Annotated in this window: 21 protein-coding genes; 5 read left to right on the forward strand and 16 right to left on the reverse strand. The window is 35.0% G+C overall.

Features of this window, described 5'->3' with window-relative positions:
- Positions 1 to 41 precede the first annotated feature (41 nt).
- Together BBH99_RS04115 and BBH99_RS04120 are read right to left on the reverse strand one after the other, a co-directional pair.
- Positions 42 to 947 carry a helix-turn-helix domain-containing protein gene (locus BBH99_RS04115; RefSeq protein WP_066692350.1) on the reverse strand — a complete coding sequence of 302 codons (906 nt, stop codon included), beginning with the start codon at positions 945 to 947 and terminating at the stop codon, positions 42 to 44.
- Between the two features lie 250 nt (positions 948 to 1,197).
- A complete protein-coding gene (locus BBH99_RS04120) occupies positions 1,198 to 1,650 on the reverse strand; it encodes a hypothetical protein (protein ID WP_066692353.1) in 453 nt (150 codons plus the stop codon).
- A 470-nt stretch (positions 1,651 to 2,120) separates the two neighbouring features.
- Between BBH99_RS04120 and BBH99_RS04125 the strand changes: the two genes are divergently transcribed.
- Positions 2,121 to 2,408, forward strand: coding sequence for a GNAT family N-acetyltransferase (locus tag BBH99_RS04125; RefSeq protein WP_066692356.1), 288 nt, complete (start codon positions 2,121 to 2,123; stop codon positions 2,406 to 2,408).
- On the opposite strand, the gene BBH99_RS04130 is transcribed toward BBH99_RS04125, so the two are convergent.
- Positions 2,409 to 3,575: an MBL fold metallo-hydrolase gene (locus tag BBH99_RS04130; RefSeq protein ID WP_228390735.1), complete on the reverse strand. Its 1,167-nt coding sequence runs from the start codon at positions 3,573 to 3,575 to the stop codon at positions 2,409 to 2,411.
- 106 nt (positions 3,576 to 3,681) lie between these two features.
- On the opposite strand from BBH99_RS04130, the gene BBH99_RS04135 reads away from it, so the two are divergent.
- Positions 3,682 to 5,217: a S41 family peptidase gene (locus BBH99_RS04135; protein ID WP_066692367.1), complete on the forward strand. Its 1,536-nt coding sequence runs from the start codon at positions 3,682 to 3,684 to the stop codon at positions 5,215 to 5,217.
- A gap of 69 nt (positions 5,218 to 5,286) precedes the next feature.
- Here the strand turns inward: BBH99_RS04135 and BBH99_RS04140 are convergent, their stop codons facing one another.
- From BBH99_RS04140 to BBH99_RS04160, 5 genes are all read right to left on the reverse strand, one after another.
- Positions 5,287 to 5,877 carry a hypothetical protein gene (locus tag BBH99_RS04140; RefSeq protein ID WP_066692370.1) on the reverse strand — a complete coding sequence of 197 codons (591 nt, stop codon included), beginning with the start codon at positions 5,875 to 5,877 and terminating at the stop codon, positions 5,287 to 5,289.
- 12 nt (positions 5,878 to 5,889) lie between these two features.
- Complete coding sequence (locus BBH99_RS04145; protein ID WP_066692372.1) at positions 5,890 to 6,399, reverse strand: RNA polymerase sigma factor; 510 nt, start codon at positions 6,397 to 6,399, stop codon at positions 5,890 to 5,892.
- Positions 6,400 to 6,682: 283 nt separating this feature from the next.
- The gene (locus BBH99_RS04150; RefSeq protein WP_066692373.1) at positions 6,683 to 7,498 is read right to left on the reverse strand and encodes a hypothetical protein; all 816 of its coding nucleotides are present in this window, start codon (positions 7,496 to 7,498) and stop codon (positions 6,683 to 6,685) included.
- Between the two features lie 11 nt (positions 7,499 to 7,509).
- A complete protein-coding gene (locus BBH99_RS04155; protein ID WP_066692375.1) occupies positions 7,510 to 8,019 on the reverse strand; it encodes an RNA polymerase sigma factor in 510 nt (169 codons plus the stop codon).
- A gap of 158 nt (positions 8,020 to 8,177) precedes the next feature.
- Positions 8,178 to 9,806: an NADP-dependent glyceraldehyde-3-phosphate dehydrogenase gene (locus tag BBH99_RS04160; RefSeq protein ID WP_066692377.1), complete on the reverse strand. Its 1,629-nt coding sequence runs from the start codon at positions 9,804 to 9,806 to the stop codon at positions 8,178 to 8,180.
- A gap of 243 nt (positions 9,807 to 10,049) precedes the next feature.
- On the opposite strand from BBH99_RS04160, the gene tpx reads away from it, so the two are divergent.
- Positions 10,050 to 10,550: a thiol peroxidase gene (gene tpx / locus BBH99_RS04165; protein ID WP_394333792.1), complete on the forward strand. Its 501-nt coding sequence runs from the start codon at positions 10,050 to 10,052 to the stop codon at positions 10,548 to 10,550.
- Positions 10,551 to 10,613: 63 nt separating this feature from the next.
- Here tpx and BBH99_RS04170 read toward each other — a convergent pair whose 3' ends face one another.
- On the reverse strand, positions 10,614 to 11,195 hold the full coding sequence (locus BBH99_RS04170) for a TonB-dependent receptor plug domain-containing protein (protein ID WP_066692379.1): 582 nt from the start codon (positions 11,193 to 11,195) through the stop codon (positions 10,614 to 10,616).
- A gap of 467 nt (positions 11,196 to 11,662) precedes the next feature.
- Between BBH99_RS04170 and BBH99_RS04175 the strand changes: the two genes are divergently transcribed.
- Positions 11,663 to 11,962 carry a hypothetical protein gene (locus BBH99_RS04175; RefSeq protein WP_066692380.1) on the forward strand — a complete coding sequence of 100 codons (300 nt, stop codon included), beginning with the start codon at positions 11,663 to 11,665 and terminating at the stop codon, positions 11,960 to 11,962.
- 126 nt (positions 11,963 to 12,088) lie between these two features.
- Here the strand turns inward: BBH99_RS04175 and BBH99_RS04180 are convergent, their stop codons facing one another.
- From BBH99_RS04180 to BBH99_RS04190, 3 genes are all read right to left on the reverse strand, one after another.
- Positions 12,089 to 12,850, reverse strand: a complete 762-nt coding sequence (locus tag BBH99_RS04180; RefSeq protein WP_066692382.1) for an MBL fold metallo-hydrolase — start codon at positions 12,848 to 12,850, stop codon at positions 12,089 to 12,091.
- Between the two features lie 973 nt (positions 12,851 to 13,823).
- Complete coding sequence (locus BBH99_RS04185; RefSeq protein WP_066692384.1) at positions 13,824 to 14,366, reverse strand: Crp/Fnr family transcriptional regulator; 543 nt, start codon at positions 14,364 to 14,366, stop codon at positions 13,824 to 13,826.
- Between the two features lie 18 nt (positions 14,367 to 14,384).
- The gene (locus tag BBH99_RS04190) at positions 14,385 to 16,370 is read right to left on the reverse strand and encodes a urocanate hydratase (RefSeq protein ID WP_066692385.1); all 1,986 of its coding nucleotides are present in this window, start codon (positions 16,368 to 16,370) and stop codon (positions 14,385 to 14,387) included.
- 264 nt (positions 16,371 to 16,634) lie between these two features.
- Between BBH99_RS04190 and BBH99_RS04195 the strand changes: the two genes are divergently transcribed.
- The gene (locus tag BBH99_RS04195) at positions 16,635 to 17,072 is read left to right on the forward strand and encodes an endonuclease domain-containing protein (protein ID WP_066692388.1); all 438 of its coding nucleotides are present in this window, start codon (positions 16,635 to 16,637) and stop codon (positions 17,070 to 17,072) included.
- Positions 17,073 to 17,190: 118 nt separating this feature from the next.
- Here the strand turns inward: BBH99_RS04195 and BBH99_RS04200 are convergent, their stop codons facing one another.
- The 4 genes from BBH99_RS04200 to BBH99_RS04215 all read right to left on the reverse strand — a co-directional run bounded on the left by BBH99_RS04200 (position 17,191) and on the right by BBH99_RS04215 (position 19,840).
- On the reverse strand, positions 17,191 to 17,484 hold the full coding sequence (locus BBH99_RS04200; RefSeq protein WP_066692390.1) for a hypothetical protein: 294 nt from the start codon (positions 17,482 to 17,484) through the stop codon (positions 17,191 to 17,193).
- Positions 17,485 to 17,534: 50 nt separating this feature from the next.
- Positions 17,535 to 18,521 carry a 2-hydroxyacid dehydrogenase gene (locus BBH99_RS04205; RefSeq protein ID WP_066692393.1) on the reverse strand — a complete coding sequence of 329 codons (987 nt, stop codon included), beginning with the start codon at positions 18,519 to 18,521 and terminating at the stop codon, positions 17,535 to 17,537.
- Positions 18,522 to 18,592: 71 nt separating this feature from the next.
- Positions 18,593 to 18,856 (reverse strand): prevent-host-death protein, encoded by a 264-nt coding sequence (locus BBH99_RS04210; protein WP_066692496.1) that lies wholly within the window; start codon positions 18,854 to 18,856, stop codon positions 18,593 to 18,595.
- Between the two features lie 333 nt (positions 18,857 to 19,189).
- Positions 19,190 to 19,840, reverse strand: a complete 651-nt coding sequence (locus BBH99_RS04215; protein ID WP_066692402.1) for a protein-L-isoaspartate(D-aspartate) O-methyltransferase — start codon at positions 19,838 to 19,840, stop codon at positions 19,190 to 19,192.
- Positions 19,841 to 19,894 lie beyond the last annotated feature (54 nt).

A 19,894-nucleotide genomic window follows, 5' to 3' on the forward strand; every position in this document is an offset into this window, starting at 1 on the left:
AGCCTCCTTTACTATAGAATTCAAACTAAGAATTATAAAAATCAAACAAGGTTTGTTCTTAGGGCATTGGGAGCTATTCCAGTTTGTTTTTTAAAATAATTGGTAAAATAAGCAGGTTCTTCAAAGCCTAATCCGTAGGCAATTTCAGCAATATTCCAATCCGTATGGGTTAACAGGGCATTGGCTTCCTGTATCACTCTTGCTGTAATCTGTTGGCTGGTGGTCTTTCCTGTAATCTCTTTTACAGAACGGTTTAAAGAATTAACATGAATGGAAAGACTCTGTGCGTAATCATTGGGGGTTTTTAATTTCAAAAAAGCTTCAGGGCTATCAATCGGGAATTGCCTTTCCAGGAGCTCCATAAATAAGGATGCTACTCTTTGAGAAGCATTCTGATAGGGTTCAAATGTTTCTGCCGGATGCATTTTCATGGTTTCATGAATCATCAGATGAAGATAAGCTCTCAGCATATCATATTTGTGTACATAATCTGATTCAATTTCGGCCATCATTCTGATATACAGATCTGAAAGTACTTTCTGCTGATCTTCATTCAAAAAGAAAACCGGAGTTCCACCAATTTTAAACAATGGTGAATCCTGAAGATTTCCTAAACGGCTTCCGTTCTGTAAAAATGGTTCTGTAAAAAGACAGAACCAGCCTTTCTGATTTTCATCATCTGCTTCCCATGAATAAGGAATAATAGGATTGGAAAACAACAATGCAGGACGATCCACATAGATCCATTTATCCGCATAGTGAAGCTTACCCTTTCCTATAATCAGTGAAATTTTGTAATAATCTCTTCTGCTATATGGCGATAACAGCGAACAGTGTTCTCTTGAAAACACATTAAAATGCCCCATTTTGTTTGCACCCAAGCATAGAGGTCCATACTCGGGAGCATTTCGCTCATAAAAGCCTTGTAATGATTCATTGGATTCCATATCTCAAAGTTATAAAATTCAAACAAATCAGGAAATATATTTTTATTTAAATGGGAGATGGGTTTAGAAATGGGAAGATAGAAATTCTAACTAAAGCCGGATAAAAAATTGTTTATTTATCTGAAAAGGTAAAAGCCTATGATGTTAATGTTCATCATTATTTAACAGTAACATTACTCATTACTTATAATAAAAATGACCGACACGAATGCCAGTCATTTTAATAGTGATATATAATAGTTGATAATGGTTAATCCCAGTCCCCATGATGTCCATGGTTATGTTTGTTCTGTTTTTTGTAATATTTGGCTCTTTCTTTATAGTATTTTTCCTGTTCTTTACGGTATTTTTTGTAATCATTTTTTCTTCCGTACACAATAACAGGATTTTCTCCTCTATAATATCTCTTTTTAAAAATGATATACTTTTCTCTACCAAGAATTCTTTCCAGCTCTGAATATCTATCTCCTCTCCATCTTCCTGGTTCTACAACATAAACTCTATTCCATGAATCATAATCACGATACCTGTCATTTAATGCATAGACCTGGTTGGCCTGTGTGGTAGAAAGTAACAGATCTGCAACTACTGTCTGCCAGTTGATATCTGAAATACTCCTTCTATAATCATTATAATAATCTGATTGGGCGTAGCTCAGGCTAAATGTCCCAACCAAAAATGCTGTTAGCAATAACTTTTTCATTTCATTCCTCTTTTAAATTAAACATCAAGACATAGTCAATTAAAGTGCCAATTCTTATCCGAGATTCCTAATATTTGTTAACAAAAAACATAAATAACTGATTATCTTTTAAATAATTTCTAAAATTTATTAAATTTTAAAAATCTCAGTTGTTAGAAAATAGTGTATTTTATCATTGTGCAAATTATTAAACAGGGAAGAAAGAAGTTATTTCATAATTACTATTTTCAGATGTATTAAAGCCCCTCCTTTTGATATAAATAATGGTTACGGCTGTAGTTGTTTAACGAAAAGATCTTTTATCTTTTATCTTTTATCTTTTATCTTTTATCTTTTATCAAACCTCTTATAAAATTCGTTAAGATTCTCAAAAACTATTACTCCATGTTAAATAATTTTGTAATTTTAAGGGAGAGAATGCTTTCAGGTGTTCTCAATAGTATTATTTTATCAACCAAATCTGAGTAATTATGGAAAATATAAAATTTATGGTATCTCCATATCAGGATGAGCTGCAGTTGTTTATTGATGATAAAAAAGCAGGTTATATGTCCATTGAGGTTGACGGAAGACTTCTTATTGTATATTATACCAAGCTTGATGAAGAACGAGAAGGTAAAGGCTATGCTAAATTACTGCTGGATGAGCTGGTTCGTTACGCAGAAGAAAAAGATTTGCTTGTGGACCCTGAATGTGATTTTGTACGTCAACAGTTTGAAAATCATCCAAGAAGATATAAAGACATCTGGCATGCTTAATCAATCTTCCCACCAGGTTGTAAACTGTTGATCTTTACGGTTCAGATCTACTACTTCTCCGATTTTTGGAGTAAGAACGTTTAACCCTTTTTCTTTACCTAAACCATTTATTTTTTGTAAAGGTTCATTCCATGGATGCAATGCGAGGGCAAATTTAGCTGCGTGCACCGGAATAATATATCTGGCATTTATATCTATAGCAGCCTGAGCAACATCTTCAGGTAAGGTATGAATATATCGCCATGCTTCACCGTATTGTCCGTTTTCAAGGATTGCATAATCAAAAGGACCATACTTTTCTCCTATCATTTTAAAATGAGAATCATAACCGCTATCACCACCAAGGAAGATTTTCTTTGTAGGCGTTTCCAATACATAAGAAGTCCAAAGGGTATCATTCTGCTTTACTCTTCTACCGGAAAAATGTCTGGCTGGTGTAAAGTTTAGTTTTATCCCATTTTTTAATTCAAATTCTGCACCCCATTCATCTTCAATGAGCTGTTCTTCCATATATCCCCAACGTTCCAGATGCGCTCCTACGCCCAATGGAACAATAGCCATTCCGGTACGGTCTTTAATTGATTTAACTGTAGGGTAATCAAGATGGTCAAAATGATCATGTGTTATGACCAGATAATCAAGGTTGGGAATATCTTCAGGTTTAAAAATGTCAGATCCCTTGAAAGCTTTGTTAAAGTATTTGAACGGTGAACCATATAAACTTAATACAGGATCAATTAAAAATGAAACACCATCAGTCTGTATATAATAAGATGAATGTCCTAACCATACAAAAACATCTGTATTTTTATCCAGGCTTTTTAAATCTGTATGGATAGAGGGAATTTCCCTTAATGGTTTTAGCAAAGGATGTTTTTTACCTAAGAAGAAATCATAAGTAACCTGCCACATTTTATAACCTTCAGCCAGGGATGGCGTATGACTGATATTCTGGAATTGTTTGTTTCTATAAAGTTTTGACTGTCTGATCCGGTTCAATCGTTTACCTTTGGGTACAGCCCCAAACGCAGCTCTGTTTATCACGATAAAGTAGGTTGCCGCCAATAAAACCACAACCGCAAAAATCCAATACATCATTTGTAAAAAATAAATATCAAAGGTATCAACTTTTGCTCTTACTTGAAAATAAGATACATTTGACTGCATTTTTTTAACTAAATTTATCATGTATTTCGGAAAATTTATTATTCATTTAAGTGATGATTAATTTTAAACTTTCTATTTTAGCGGCTTAAAAAAACTCAAAGATCTATTGAAAAAATACTCGGTAATATTTATTCTGGCCATGCTTTCCTCATGTGCATCTATTAAGAGACACAATGAACAGCGGGCTTCCTGTATTCCCCCGGAGCAGCTTAAGGAAGATGTGGATTTTGCCTATTCCAAACTTCAGCAAATGCACCCACAACTGTATTGGTATATTCCCAAGAAGGAATTGGACCATAAATTTGACAGCCTTAAGCAAACAATCAATGAGCCGCTTACCCCGCTTCAGTTTTATTTTAAACTTCAACCCGTAATTGCAGGAATCCGGGAAGGGCATCTTTCGTTAAGAATTCCGAGAAAAAAGTTTACCAAAAAGGAAATCAAGACTTTAGACCAAAAAAAAGGACTATTCAGCAGGTTTGAATATTATATTTCCGGTGACCAGATGTATATTACAGAAAACAGGGATTCCATTGAAAATATTCAACCGGGAACTGAGATTCTGTCTATAAATCATATTCCGATCGCAGATTATATCAAAAAATACAGAAACCTGATCAGCAGTGATGGGTATAATACTACTTTTCAGCCTTATTTTTTAAAGGATCTTTTCTTTAGTTACTATACGGCAGAAAACGGACTTTCAAATAAAGCAACTCTTGAAACGCTTTATAAAGGCGAAAAACATACTTATACTTTAAGCAGAGAATCAAAATCTGACTCTGATCTTGAAAAGGACAAGGAAATGAACAAACGGACGCAGGAAAGAAAGCTTAATGATTATGTTGCGTCCAGCAATTCCTATAACAGAAGTTTTAAATTTCTGGATAAGGACAGCACCATTGCCTATATCAAGGTGAAAAGCTTTTCAAGGGAATATTCGGATGAGTTTTATAAAAAAACATTTGCTAAGATTAAAAATGCAAAGTCAGAGTACCTCATCATAGATGTCCGCAATAATTATGGAGGATCTCTTTATGAAATCAATAATCTGTATTCTTATCTTTCGGATAAACCGTTTACTCTGATAAAGCCTTCACAGGTTACCTCAAAGGATATTCCTTTAAGAACTAATTATTTCAGAAAAAGTTCTCCATTAGACTATGCCATTAAAAGCCTCTCTTATCCAAGTTACTTTTTTGCCCAGGCTTTCAGTACTTATAAAAAAGATGGAAAGGTTTTCTACAAAATGAAAGCGGATAAACCTACAAAGCCCAATAAAGGAGCTTTTCACGGTAAAGTTTTTGTTCTGATTAACGGAGGAAGCTTCTCTGCCTCTTCTATTATTACAGCAAAGCTTAAGAATGATAAAAGAGCGACTCTGGTGGGTGAAGAAACAGGCGGAGCCAATGACGGAACAGTGGCCGGTTTTTATTCTTATCAGAAGCTTCCTAATTCTGAGATCAGATTTCCCATCGGGCTTCTTCTGGTACAACCGAATATTGATTTTTCAGATACTAAGAAAGGAGTTGTTCCTGATGTAGAAGTCAAAGAAAGCCTACAGGATATTATTGAGAAAAAGGATCCACAGCTAGATTGGATCAGGAGTGAAATTGGAAAGGAAAAAACCGAAAAAAATTAACTTAAACAATCACTTTACAATTATACAATAGGACTCGGCGGGCTTTCAGCCCGCCGAGTCCCGTTTAGCTTATCTTTTCAATTCTTTCAAAAGAGATTCAATATGATCAATATATCTTCCATAATAACGATGGAACCAGAATTTGCCGCTAAGAAATAATAGAAACAAGCCTCCAATGACACTTCCAATCAGAATAAGCGCTATCTTCATCTCGCTTAAAGGCTGCGGCCAGGGGATAAATTCAAGCACGATAAGAATCTCACATACTATAAACGGTGCAAAGCTGATATAGTAGGATAAATAATATTGTTTGTTCAGGTTCAGCTGGGTCACGAGATCTTTCAGTGAATCGCTGGTTTTAAATTCTGTATTGCTGATCTCATTATACAGTCTGAAAAACTTACGGTAAAAGAAAACCGTAACAATAAGCATAGAGGCTACCAAAACTGTAATATAAAGCTGAAGCTTAAAGGGCTTACAGACAGAGCAGACCATAAACGCAAAAATGAAGATTCCTACCACCCACCAAAATTCCATGCGCATGTTCCTGCGTACTTTTTCAAGGGGAAGATGTATTGTGTTTCTTTGTTCTATGCTGATTTCTGGAGTCTCATCTGCAATATCTTCGTTCCATGTATTTTTCAATTCATCTATATTCATTGGATTTCTGATTTAATGTTGATTAATAATATGTTGGTTTAAGATATCTTTCAATTTATTTTTGGCACGGTTCATTTTCACTCTTACATTTCCTTCGGAGATTCCGATCTGTTCTGCAATCTGTTTTCCTGAGAAATCTTCTAAGTAATAGAAAATAAAGGCCTTGTCAATGGGATTTAGCTGATGAATAGCTTTATACATTTCTGCCATGCGTTCCTCTTTATCATCATCATAATCTTCCTGAGCAATTGCGTGGCTGGAGAAATCTTCATTTCCTATAAAGCTTCTTCTTTTTTGATTTTTAAGAAAGATAATTGCCGTATTTAAAGCAATTCTGTACAACCAGGTTGAAAATTCGCTTTCTCCTCTAAAGTTGGGATATGCCTTCCATAATTGACAGGTAATTTCCTGAAAAAGATCATCACGGTCATCTTTCTCAGACATATACATTTTAGAAATCTTAAAAATGATTCCTTTATGCTTTTCAATCTTATGGATAAACTCTTGCTCTAATGAGGTCATAGCTTGTTACTCTATAAAGTTAGTTCTCATTAAAAAAAAATGTTACAGAAATCAATTGAAAAAAATAAAAAACCCGACAGAAAAAATACTGCCAGGCCTCTCATCGTGTGTTTTTTTTGGTTTCTACTATTTTTAGGATAGTACTTTATTCGAAATAATATGTGTTTCTGATTGTAATAATTATTTGGACAGTTAGTAGAGAAAAAGCAAAAATGTTACAACATTCCATAAAAAAACTGATAGATTTTTTTCCATCAGTTTATTATTTTGCAGGCAGGCCTCTTTAGTTTAATCTATCTAAAGCTCTATGCAAGGTTGTCATATCAATAAAACCAAGTTTAGCTCCAATGATAATAATAATGAGGAGAATTAAGGTTAAAAATAAAATGATAAAAATATAAACCGATACATACCATATTACAGTGTTCATGATATTCCCCTTGATTCCAAACTTATTCATAAAATACTTCTGAGATCTTTCAAACCATGTTTTCTTTTTTTCTGTTCGCGGTTTTACTTCTACTCCATTCAGCTCATCTACCAGATACACCACATCATCAATATATCTTCCGTACATATAATAAATCCAGTATTTTATAATAAAACATACCAATAGTAAAGTAATGAGAAAACTTATCCCGAAAATCGCAAGGTTATATTCCATATCAAAATGGAAATTGATTTTAATAAGTGATAAAAGAAAGGCAAGAGGAATATAGGAAATATAGTATGAAATATAAATTTCTTTTGATATTAAAAGCTGGGTTTTAAGATTGAAAAGGTCATAATTGGTATTAATACTGTTTTTTTGCAGCAGTGTATACAATTTAAGGAAACGGGAATAGAAATAACACATAAAAGCAATAGTCAGAATAGTGACAAATGCTGATATGGTTCTGATATTGGAATCTGTAGAAGCAAACGGAAAGCTGGTTAAAAGCAATGGCAAAGTAACAACCATCAGCCAGAATTCAGTTTTCATATTGATTTTCAGCATCTGGAGCGGTGAATGAATCTCACGTTGTTTTTCCAGGGAAATTTCAGGCGGTTCCTGTCCTGTATCTTTGTTCCAAAGTTCTTTAAAGCTGTCTAACTCCATTCTTTTATCTTTTAAATTGAACCTGTTCTCTGTTTGGCAATGATCTCTTTCAATTTGGTCTTCGCTCTTTTGAGCTTTACCCTTGCATTCACTTCTGTAATTCCCAATTGCCGGGCTATTTCCCTACCCGGATAATCTTCCAAAAAGAAAAATATCAGGGCTTTGTCAATAGGATTCAACTGATGAATGGCTTCATACATCAGCTTCATATTCTGGTCATCAATATCATTATAAGGTTCCTGCCTGGCACTTAATCCGTCAATGTCCTGGTTTTTTATAAAACTACGTTTTTTTTCACTTCGCAGAAAAACAATTGCCGTATTAAGCGCAGTTCTGTAAAGCCATGTTGAGAAATCACTCCGCCGTTGAAAATCTCCGTAAGATTTCCATGCCTGGTAAATGATCTCCTGATAGAGGTCACTCTGATCGTCCTGGTTATCCATATACATTTTAGAGATCTTGAAAATAACACCTTTGTGCTTTTCAATTTTCTCTAAAAATTCCTGTTCTGCTGAAGACATGATTTACACACTAATCCTTCAGGTAATATTTTATAAAAACATCACCCTGTTATAACACAAAATACTCTAATTCCAGCCATTAATTTAAAAAATCCTTAAAAAACAAAGAAGTTTATTAAGGATTTTTATTTTATGTTAAATACAGCAAGGGATTAGAACTAGAAAATATAGTCTGTGCTTAAAAAATTGGAATCATGTTCCCTTACAATGGTATTCAGTAATTCTTTATTGGAATCTGTAAGTTTTGCAGCTACCAGTGATCTGATTGAAAATGAACGTAGGGCATCAAAAACAGAAAGTGTACCTTCTGCACTGTCTTTTCTTCCTGTAAATGGAAATACATCCGGACCACGCTGTGCCTGGCAATTGATATTGACACGGCTTACCAGGTTTACAAAAGGATCAATCAATCTTGCTACTTCCTGTGGGTCTTCACTGAAAATACTTACCTGCATTCCGTGGGAAGCATTCACCTGATATTCTATAGGTTCTTCAATATCTTCAAACGGAACTACCGGAATTACCGGACCGAACTGCTCTTCGTGATACAGTTTCATATCACTGTTTACAGGATAAACTACTGCCGGAAAGACAAAAGATTCTTCTGTATAACCACCATCTTTATTTAAAACCGCAGCGCCTTTCTCTATAGCATCATCAATACATTCTTTCAGATAAGGAGGTTTATTCACTTCCGGAAGCGGGGTTACTTTCACCTCTTTTTCCCATGGCAGACCGGCTTTCAGAGCAGAAACAGCTTCACTCAGCTTTGCAGTAAATTCTGCTGCAATTTCTTTCTGCACAAAAATCAGTTTTAAAGCGGTACAACGCTGTCCGTTAAATGAAAGAGCTCCTAAAATACATTCGCTTACAGCCACATCAAGATTAGCATTTTTGGTAACAATAGCTGCATTTTTAGCATCTAAACTTAAAATTGCTCTTAAACGGTTTACTTTAGGATGCAATTTCTTCAATCCATTAGCTACTTTACTGGAACCAATAAACGCAAGTACATTGACTTTACCACTTTCCATAATAGGAGTGATGATTTCAGAACCTTTTCCGTATAAAGTGTTTACTGTTCCTTTCGGAAAGGCTTCCTTAAAAGCATTCAGCAAAGGATAATGTGCTAAGACTCCATGTTTGGGAAGCTTAAACAAGATGGTATTTCCCATAATCAAGGCTGGAATCAGCGTGGTAAAAATCTCATTCAAAGGATAATTAAAAGGCCCCATACTTAAAACCACACCCAACGGTGCTCTTCTGATCTGTGCAATGGTTCCTTCTGCCTGCTGGAAGCGGGAAGACTCTCTGTCCAGATCTTTTAATGCATCAATGGTTTGGTTGATATAATCTACAGTACGATCGAATTCTTTGGTGGAATCTGCCAGTGTTTTCCCAATTTCCCACATCAGCAATTTGATAATCAGATCACGCTGCTGGATCATCAGATACACAAATTTCTGCATACATTTGATTCTTCCTTCTACGGACATTGTTGGCCATTCACCCAAACCATTATCATAAGCCTTTACACATGCCTCAAGAACTTCCATGGCTTCTTCAGGCCCGATATTTGGGATACTGCCCAATAGCTTTCTTTGTAAACCATTTTCTGTAGGGATACAGACTGGGGAATAAATATCCTGGGTTTCTCCTTTCCATTCTACCAGCTCACCATTCAGAAGGTAGACTTTCTGGTGAATTTCGGGTACCTTATATTCTTCGGGGATTTCGTTTTCGCTTTTAAAAATATTGTGAAATAATGCATTGTTTGCTGAACTCATATTTTTAGTATTTAATAATTTGAATCTAATTTTTGATAGAATAAAGGTAGATGTAAAAATTGATTTTAAGAATAATGGTTCAATAGATTTGCTCTATTTAAGAGCTATTTGAATGAAAATTAACCCAGCCAACTGAAAAAAACAATATTTTTGTTTAAAAATAAATTTTCAATGTTTTCAAAAATAGTTTTCAGTACATTATTCTTTTTCTCAGCAATGGGTTTTGCTCAAAAATCTAAAGCCATCAACACTGTTTTGTTAAAAGGAACGCCTGTACGTACTTATTCCAAATTACCGGAGGTAAACAAGCCGGCTCCTAAATTTACCCTTACAGATGTTAATATGAATGACCAGAGCCTGGATGCTTACAAAGGACGATATGTGATCCTTAATATCTTTCCCAGCGTAGATACGGGAGTTTGTTCCGCATCTGTTCATCATTTCAATGAGGAGGCAGGAAACCTTCCCAACACGGTAGTTCTTTGTATTTCCAAAGATTTACCTTTTGCTCAGAAAAGATTCTGTGGAGCTGAAGGAATCAACAATGTGGTGATGCTTTCAGATTTCCGTTCTGATTTTGGTTGGAATTATGGGGTAGAAATGGTAGAATCTTCTATGAAAGGACTTCTCAGCAGAGCTGTTGTGGTGATTGACCCTTCTGGAACCATTATTTATGAAGAGCAGGTACCGGATATCTCTCAGGAACCTAACTATGCTGCGGCTATTGCAGCTGTAAAAAATTAAATTTTACTTTAAAATATTAAAAAATCTCCGGCGATCTTCGATCGCCGGAGATTTTTATTTTTATTATCTGCGTTTCTTTTTCTTCTTAGTTGTAATTACAATTACCCCGTTTTTAGCTTCTTTACCATACTTTTCTACTGCGTCTTTCGCTGAAAGGCTGTTAACAGTTTCAATTGTTTCTGGATTTATTACGCGCAATTCTTCCAAAGAAATCTTTTTACCATCCAGTAAAACCAGTGGTCTGTTTTCCGGAGTTAAGACAGGAGCCCCGATTCTTACAGATGGATTCCTATTAAAACTATCAGTTGAAATTACACTCATGTTGACTCCCGGTACTTTTTCCGGAGGTTGAATTTCTCCGAGCTTTATTTCCTGTGCATTCATTGTAGCAACAAAGCTTCCAAATGTTAACAGTCCCAATGCCAGTTTACTCCCTAATGAAAAGTTCAGGTTTATTCCTAATTGATCTTCCCGAAATCTTCCACAGATATCTTTATTGAAATCAAAAGTATTAATAAGTTCTTCATCTGAAAAACTTGTAAAATCATAAACTGTTTTTGAGCAAACAGAACAGAATTTTCCTTTTTCATCAGTTGTCATATTATTCCAGTTTTCATGACAGGGTTTTGGAATGGTGATTTTCATAGCAGGTCTTTTATGTATAAAGATGCTTTGGGAATGAAAAAGGTTGGAAACGATTTTGGTGTTTTGTACAAATAGCAGATTTCTACTGGAATTAATACGAAGTTTCAAGCTTTATTAAACAATTTAGAAAAGAAAACTGTTCAGTCTGTACGATTAATATTTTCGACTCAGAATCAATCAAAGATTTAATAGATGTATATCCGTTAAGTAAAACCGAATATCTAAAATTTGCAGATCATTTTGTAGCGACTTCTACATTTGATGCCCCCAAATTAATTGCCTTTTATCCTCTTCAGGATTTACAATATAAAGAGTATGGTGGAAAAAATTTTAAAGAGCAAAAGATGAAATAAAGTTTATCATTAATACCTACCACAAAAAATAAATTATTACAAATAATATAAACATAGGTTCGGAATCTAGCGATTCCAATTAAAATGTTAACTTGGCATTATAGAATGCTATCAATGGGATTTGAATATAAATTAAAAGCTAAGTTTACAGACAAACAAACTTCTGAAATTCAGAATTTACTGGGAAATTCTGATCTTTTTGAAAAAAAACATGAATATGCTCATCAGCTGTTCTGGGATTTCAGGTATGCAGAAAATACGGGGAAAATACCTAATATCAGTATTATTTTTGAGAAGGATGGTATTTATATCTGCCAATGGGGTTCTTCTTATGCTTGGACAGATCTTGATGAGTTGAAAAACTACATAGAAAATGAACAAATAGAATACGAGCTTATTGATTACCAAGAATAATAATTATAATAGCCACTAATTCACGAATAAAATCATCCGTGAATTAGTAGCTAAAAAATACTTGCTAAAAATTTTTGATTTTCTTTCACCTTAAAGATTCATGCTTTTGTAATTTTTCAACAAAAGCTAAATTTCCATCAACATTTCCCCATCCTTCAAAACCATATACTCCTGCCCTACTTCCTCAGAAACTCTTTCCAAATCATTCCCATTAAACAATTGCGGGATATAGCATTTCTCATGAGTAAACAATCCATAATGTATTGGCACCAGCTTCTTAGCATGCAAAAGATGAGCTGCGGCAAAGGCCTCTTTTAGATTAAGAGAAGCCGGAACCGGGCTGTATTCCAAACCAATAATCTCAAAATTGACCACCACACCATTCACAGGTAAAAATGCGTAATCTATATCTTTATTTTCTTTTCCAAGCCTCCAGAATTGATTATGCCAGATGGTATCTCCACCATGAAAGATCTTATTGGTTGCATCTTCCACTATCCAGGAAGATTGAATTTCCCCTACTCCATCCATCGCAAATACAGGCTTGAAGGTGATTCCGTTTTCAGTGAAGGTTTCGTCCAGATTCAGAACTACTATTTCAACATTTTCCACATGTTTTCTAACCCATGGTTCCAGCTCTGAATACACAATTAATTTTCCATCCTGTTTCAGACATTTTTTGATAACACCTTTATCAAAATGATCTAAATGTAAATGGGTAAACAGGATATAATCTGCCTTTAAATGATCTGAAAACGTTATCACTTGTTCTACAGCATCTCCTAAAACGGGTTTATAATAGGAGAAATCCTCCACTGCATCTATCAAAATGGTTTTGTTGTTGAAGATCAGCTTTATTCCTGCCCAGTTTAATTTTTGTATTTCCATAATTTCTTTTTTTACAAAGGAAAAGACTTCAGGAGGGCTAGTCAATAAACAAAAGTTAATTAATTAGGGATGGAAGAGTAATGACGGAAGTTCATTATTATCCTATAATTTCTGATAGTTTTTTGAATAATGAAGAATCTAAATCTTTTTTAAGCCCAAAGATTTAAAATATTTTGATGTTATATTCTAAGGAGGCAAAGATGCCGGCAAAGCCGTTGACTAAGCTAATGATAACAGCACGCTTCATCAAATCGATTGAAAATCGATCCACCCTTTGCTCGCTTAAAATAATACGTATTTAAAATTGAAACTTTGCGTTTATAAAAAGCAGAATAATACCGCTCATTAAAATGTGAGAATCAATAGAGAAGTTAATTGCTACCCCGTGATTTCTGATAGTTTTTTGAATTGATGAAGAGTCTAAATCTTTTTTAAATGCAAAGATTTAAAATATTTTGATGTTATATTTAAGGAGGTAAAGATGCCGGCAAAGCCGTTGACTAAGCTAATGATAACAGCACGCTTCATCAAATCGATTGAAAATCGATCCACCCTTCGCTCGCTTAAAATAATACGTATTTAAAATTGAAACTTTGCGTTTATAAAAAGCAGAATAATACCGCTCATTAAAATGTGAGAATCAATAGAGAAGTTAATTGCTACCCCGTAATTACTGATAGTTTTTTGAATTGATGAAGAGTCTAAATCTTTTTTAAACGCAAAGATTTAAAATATTTTGATGTTATATTTAAGGAGGTAAAGATGCCGGCAAAGCCGTTGACTAAGCTAATGATAACAACACGCTTCATCAAATCGATTGAAAATCGATCCACCCTTTGCTCGCTTAAAATAATACGTATTTAAAATTGAAACTTTGCGTTAAAATCATCTCCCACAAATTTCGCAGATTACACAGATACAATGACTGTAACCTTGATATAACTTCCCGCTTTCATCTTCAATCTTCCAGTCCCTAACTAATCCTCTTTCTGATCCTGCTTAAAGAGATCGGAGTAATTCCAATATAGGAAGCCAGATATTTTAAAGGAATATTCTGAATATAATGTGGCTTGTTGGCTAACAGATATTCGTAAAGGTCCTGTGGAGTGTTTTTGAGTAAAAGCATTTCCCTTTTCATAGCAGCATTTAATTTTCTGCTCAGGTAGTAGTTTTGTACAAAGCGGCATTCGGGGTTTACAGTGAACATTTTCTTTACTTCATCCAAAGTAATTTCCCAGGCAAGACCACTGCTGATGGATTCATAAATTCCTTCAGAACCTTTATTTCCAACGGTAAAAATGTCACCGGGAAAGTAGAATTCTGCACACACTTCAGTTTCTATATCTGAGGTGCTGTTGATATAATATTTACGGACAAGCCCATCTTCAAGAAGATAGGCTTTATGGTCCGAGAATATGTTTTTCTTTGAAAACTCAACCTCAGCAAATTTTCCCCAAACAGGATCACTATCCTCTACATTGAGGTGTGAAAATAGTTTCTTATTAATGCTTGCCAATGCTGAATTCTTTATTGTTTACAGTAAATTTTCATCTACAAGGTTCGGAAGTGTTACCTTTAAGTTAGGTTCAACTTCCATGGCTCTTTTAATGGCGAAAATAGCGCCTTCATTTCTGGCCCAGCTTCTTCTTGAGATTCCATTGTTAACGTCCCAAAAAAGCATAGACTTTAATCTTCTGTCGGCATCTTCACTACCATCCAGCAGCATTCCGAAACCTCCGTTGATAACTTCTCCCCAGCCTACTCCACCACCATTGTGGATAGAAACCCAGGTTGCTCCACGGAAACTGTCACCAATTACGTTATGAATTGCCATATCTGCAGTAAATCTTGAGCCGTCATAGATATTGGAAGTCTCTCTGTAAGGAGAATCTGTTCCAGAAACATCATGATGGTCTCTTCCCAATACTACAGGCCCAATTTCACCATTTTTAATTGCTTTGTTGAAGGCTTCTGCAATTTTCATTCTTCCTTCTGCATCAGCATATAGGATTCTTGCCTGTGAACCTACTACCAGCTTATTTTCCTGTGCTCCTTTGATCCACTGGATATTATCCTTCATCTGCTGTTGGATCTCTTCCGGAGAATTTTTGATCATTTCCTCTAAAACGGCACATGCAATATCATCGGTTTTTTGTAGATCTTCCGGTTTTCCGCTTGTACATACCCAACGGAACGGCCCAAAACCATAATCGAAACACATTGGTCCCATAATATCCTGAACATAACTCGGATATTTAAATTCTCTCCCTAATGTTGGATTTTCTGACATTACATCCGCTCCGGCTCTTGAAGCTTCCAGTAAGAAAGCATTTCCATAATCGAAGAAATAGGTTCCTTTTTCTGTATGTTTATTGATGGCGGCAGCATGTCTTCTTAATGTTTCCTGAACTTTTTCCTTGAATAATTCAGGATCTTCAGCCATCATTCTATTGGATTCTTCAAAACTTTGCCCTACCGGATAATATCCTCCAGCCCAAGGATTGTGAAGAGAAGTCTGGTCTGAACCGATATCAATTCTTAAATTTTCCTGGTCAAATTTTTCCCAAACATCTACAACATTTCCAAGGTAAGCCAAAGAAACTGTTTCTTTATTCTCTTGTGCTTCTCTTACTCTTTTTACCAATGCATCAAGTTCTTCATGAATTTCGTTCACCCATTTCTGATCGTGACGGATTTTGGTAATTTTTGGATTTACTTCAGCACATACTGTAACACAACCGGCAATATTTCCTGCTTTTGGCTGAGCTCCACTCATTCCACCTAATCCGGAAGTTACAAACAGACCTCCTTTAGGATCTTTATTGATCTTTCTGAAAGCATTTAAAGCAGTGATCGTAGTTCCGTGAACAATTCCCTGTGGACCGATGTACATATAACTTCCTGCGGTCATTTGTCCATATTGAGTCACTCCAAGAGCGTTAAATTTCTCCCAATCATCCGGTTTAGAATAATTAGGAATCATCATTCCATTGGTTACTACTACTCTTGGTGCATCTTTATGAGACGGGAATAATCCCATCGGATGTCCTGAATACATCACCAACGTTTGCTCATTGGTCATTTCAGACAGATATTTCATCGTCAACAGATATTGTGCCCAGTTGGAGAACACAGCTCCATTTCCGCCATACGTAATCAATTCATGAGGGTGTTGAGCTACTGCATAATCCAAATTATTCTGGATCATCAGCATAATGGCTTTGGCCTGCTCTGATTTTCCCGGATACTCTTCAATAGATCTTGCTTTCATTTCATAATCCGGACGGAAACGATACATATAAATTCTTCCGTAATCCTCCAATTCCTGTTTAAATTCAGGAATTAATTCTGCATGAAATTGAGGATCGAAATAGCGTAAAGCATTCTTTAATGCCAGTTTTTTTTCTTCTTCTCCTAAAATTTCTTTACGCTTTGGAGCATGGTTAATATTGGTCTCGTATGGTTTTGGTTGTGGCAGCTGATTAGGAATCCCCTGCTGTATCTGTTCTTGAAATGTCATATTGCTATTTAAAGTTCTATGTTTACACAATGTTTGAAGTTTTAAAGATATTCAAATTATGAAATATAGGCAACAAAAGAGCGGAAAAGCAATGTGCATAAAAAGGAATAAAGAAAAAAACTGATTATCAATCCTGTAAAATATAAACAACAGCTATTTTAAATACTATATTTGAATAGGCACACTCATATTCCCCTCCGCTGGAGGGGTGGATTTCAAAATTCAAGGAATTTTGAAAGACGGGGTGGTTAAAATAACACACAAATGAAAGAAATACTAACACACATAAATGGAATTCCCATTCACAAAAATTTTGTAGAAAACCTACCCTACAACCCTCTATTAAAAGTTTTACTAAAAGAAAAACGTAAAGCCCGAATATTGAGTGAAGTAATCTTCTGGAAAAAAGTCCGGGCAAAAAAATTTCATGAAATTGATTTTGACAGACAAAGAATCATTGGGAGTTATATTGTTGATTTCTATGTAAAAACATTAGGCCTTATCGTTGAAATTGATGGTTCAAGCCATGATGAACAACAAGTTTATGATGGCATAAGACAGGAATATCTGGAATCGTTAGGATTATTGGTTTTTAGAATTACTGATTTTGATGTAAAGAATAATCTTTGGATAGTAATGAAAGAGTTGGAAGATTTTATTATTACTCATTATGAAACCACCCCGTCTTCAAAAATTGAATAATTTTTGAATCCACCCCTCCAGCGGAGGGGAGTTTCTTCTTACAAAATAAGCTTTCATCCAATAAATAAAAAACCTTACTGAAATTCAGCAAGGTAATGTATATTTTGGATATTTAAAATCAGGTTAAAACATCATCATTTTCCTCTTCATGATCGTCCTCGTTATCACTGAGGCTCCAATAGTTGTTTTCTTCATCTTCCTCTCCTATTTCTTCCATTTCATCATCATCTTCTGCACCCGGAATATCCAGGCCTTTATCAATTTTGTCATCATCTGTATCCTCATCAAATATAGGGTTCCCATCTCCATCAAGCGAAATATGCTTCTCTCTTTTGAATATATCTTCATTAGGATCATAATCCATACGTTCCAACCTTCTGTTCTGTTCATTAATATTGTTTTCCGGTGCCATGATATTTTGATTTTAAGGGTTACTTTATTGAGATCAAAAATAATTCCAAGTTATAACGAAGAAATAGAATATACTTCAGTATTTGCACAATAAGGCATCTTTTCTCCTTTTGAAAACGCAATAATGTTTTCAGCCGCTAATCTTGCCATCCCGTTTCTGGCTTCTATCGTAGCAGAACCAATATGTGGAAGTACACATACATTCGGTAACTTCAGAAGAGGATTATCTGCAGACATAGGCTCCGGATTCGTTACATCAAGACCTGCCCCCCAGATCTTTCCTTCAGTTAATGCATTGTATAAATCCTTTTCCTGATGAAAGCCACCCCTTGCGGTATTGATAAAAATAGCATTGGGATTCATTTTTTCAAACACCGACTGATTGAAAAGATCCTTATGTTCAGGAGTAAAATTAGCATGAACACTTAATACATCTGAATTTCTTACCAATTCATCAAATGAAACATAAGTTGCCTCCAATTCTCTTTCTGTCTCTTCATTGTGATGACGGTTATGGTAAATGATCTCCATTTCAAAAGCTCTTTTACACTTTTCTGCCATTTGAAAACCAATTCTTCCTAATCCGAAAATACCTAGTGTTTTACCGTAAAGTTCTTGTCCCAACGCATGTAAAGGCTCAAAAGTATCCCAGGCCTCATCTTTTACCTTCTGAAAATTATAGCTTGCCCGTCTTGCAACTGACTGCATCAGTAAAAAAGCAATATCGGAAGTCGCCCTGCTCAGTACATCCGGAGTATTTCCAATGGGAATATGTCTTTGATTGGCTTCTTTTATATCCACATGGTCAAACCCTACAGAATATAAGGCAATGGCTTTTATATTAGGGCATGCCTCAAAAAATAATTTATCATATTTAAAATCACTGCCAATACTCAGTATTACATCTGTATGCTGGCAATACTTCAGCCATTCTTCATAAATAAGGTTTTCATTTTCAGGAAATATAATCTGTAATCCTGCTTCCTGCAACATATTGATTCCGATCTCTGGAATTCTTTTGTTAATAAAGACTTTCATTATTATTTTTTTTGTTTAAATAAAAAACCTCACTTGCAAAAAGTAAGGTTATTAAACTTTAATAGTAAAAATTATTTCTTCTCATCAGAATGGTTCTTATTCTTCTCCCAAGCCTCAGAAGCTATTTCCTGGATTTCTTCCCAAACTTCTTTTGCAGATTTCTGTGCATGAGTCATAAATCCATGTTTTGTTGCTTCCTGATTCTTGCTTTTCATATCGTGAAGGTAATCTTTCACCTGCTGGGAATAGCTTTCTACACTATATCCGGGATTGTTGTGCAGGTTCTTCTGAAGATTACTAAAATCATGTGATGCTTTGAATCTGTTTGTATCCATAATCATAAGATTTAAGTGAGTTGGTTTAGAAAAAGAGTCCAATTTCTGTTCCGAAAAGAACTAAAAATGTATTAAAAAAACACAAAAAAATTTAAATTATATGAACCGGGCAGCTGCAAATGACACAGCATAGAAGTTTCTGAAAAGATTTTATTTTTTCGCCACTAATGCATGAATCTTTATCATTATATCTCTTTTAATCAAATACATAGAATTATAAACTGTGTATATTTTACTCATGCATTCGTAGCTAAAACAACGAACTGGTGTTTGAGACCAGCTCATCTACCAGTTCCGTGGTCCGTATATAATTTTCATTCTATAGCAAGTTGATTATTGGTTGGTGCTTCCCAACATTGGCACAAACTTATACGCTCCAAATTCTTCTTTTTCAAACTCCGTAGGTCCTACTTTTGTGAACCTGTACAACACCTGTTCATCTGTTGGACCTAATGGAATAACCATAATTCCCCCTACCTTCAGCTGTTTCAATAATTCTGTGGGTAAAGTTCCTGCACCACAGGTTACAATAATTTTATCGAAAGGTGCAAAAGTAGGCAGCCCTGCAAAACCGTCTCCAAAACTTTGAAATTTCGGATATAAATGAAGTTCTCTCAGCTTATTTTTAGAAAAGTCAAATAAATCTTTCTGTCTTTCTACGGTATAGACATGAGCTTTCATTGCTATCAGAACAGCAGTCTGATATCCGCATCCGGTCCCGATTTCCAGTACTTTTTCACCTGGTTTTACCTGTAACAGCTCTGATTGTTCCGCTACAGTGGAAGGGTGCGAAATGGTTTGATGCGCCAAGATAGGGAAAGCCCTGTCTTCATAAGCAAAATCTTCAAAAATACTTTCAATGAAAAGGTGTCTCGGAACTTCATTCATTGCCGAAAGTACACTTTCATCCGAAATCCCGATTTTATATCTGAGATATTCTACTAAATTCTTTCTTTTTCCTTTATGTACAAACGAATCCTGCATATGACAAAAGTAAGAAATTAGATTTTAGATTTCAGAAATCGGACAAAAGAATTA

It is taken from the genome of Chryseobacterium contaminans (genome assembly GCF_001684955.1).
GTDB lineage: Bacteria > Bacteroidota > Bacteroidia > Flavobacteriales > Weeksellaceae > Chryseobacterium > Chryseobacterium contaminans.